The following is a 968-nucleotide window of genomic DNA, read 5'->3' as shown; positions in this document are numbered from 1 at the left end:
TGCCGCTATACCCTGCCCCGTTCAATTGGGTAGGGCGCCTATTGCCCACAATAGGATAATTCGAACCGAGCGGCGTCGAGAGCGACAATTCGGAATTGCGGATGACGTTTATGAAACATCCAGGCTAAAGCGTTGACAAAACAAAGCCATCCCCGCAGGCCGCCACCGCCGGTGTCAGGTCTGACATTCGGACACGAACTCATCAACCACCAGCGCCGGTGTCAGGTCTGACATTCGGACACGAGCTGATCCGATTTCTCAATAAGAATCCCCAGTGGACCGAATGGATTGTGCACCTGGCACCACTATGTGGACGACCCGCCAGCTTCCGACAGCAGCTGCGCCTCATATCGCTGCACCGCCCGGCTGACGGTCTTATAGGACACACCGAAATGCAAGCCGATCTGCCGCATCGTGAACGCAGTGCTCCAGAACGCGCGCGCCATCGCCTCGTCGCGCTCGGCAAATTGGCTCTGATATTGCGTCAGTGATATCGACGAGATACCGCGCTGCAGTCGGACTATTTCTGACGGCGCGCTATTCGCCACACGGTGAAAATTTTCCATCAACAACGGCTCACCCAGAACCAACGCATGCCTCGCACTTTTCAGCGGATTCTCCGCGTCCATTCCTCTTGCTACAAAGTCGCGGTACGCTGCAACCGCCGCCGTCGGTGTCGGGCCGAATTGCTTCAGCAGCGACTGCGTGTCGAGCCAGGGCGGCGCACCAGCATCGGCCAGCATCGAGCGATAGCTGCTCCACTCCCAATCCTGAGGCAAGGCAACTAGTCCCGCGCGCACCGGGTTGAGCACGATATAGCGTGCGACCTCGAGCAAGTAAGCGTAAGCGATCCATCAACCCCAGACTGTTCAGGAAGTCACGCCGCTGGTTAAATCGGGGGTATGCAAATCCTTCATATTCCACGGCAGCAGCGCCGCGACGTCATCCACGATTTTCGCCGCTGGCAA

1 protein-coding gene is annotated in these 968 nt (G+C 58.0%); it reads right to left on the bottom strand.

The features are described 5' to 3' along the window. Positions 1-305: 305 nt before the first annotated feature. Positions 306-836, bottom strand: coding sequence for a hypothetical protein (locus F2P45_RS34280; protein WP_166882669.1), 531 nt, complete (start codon positions 834-836; stop codon positions 306-308). Positions 837-968 lie beyond the last annotated feature (132 nt).

The organism is Massilia mucilaginosa (assembly GCF_011682145.1).
Taxonomy (GTDB): Bacteria; Pseudomonadota; Gammaproteobacteria; order Burkholderiales; family Burkholderiaceae_D; genus Telluria_A; species Telluria_A mucilaginosa.
The sequence above is the reverse complement of the archived record's forward strand: the minus strand, read 5'-3'. Positions and strand labels throughout refer to the sequence as shown.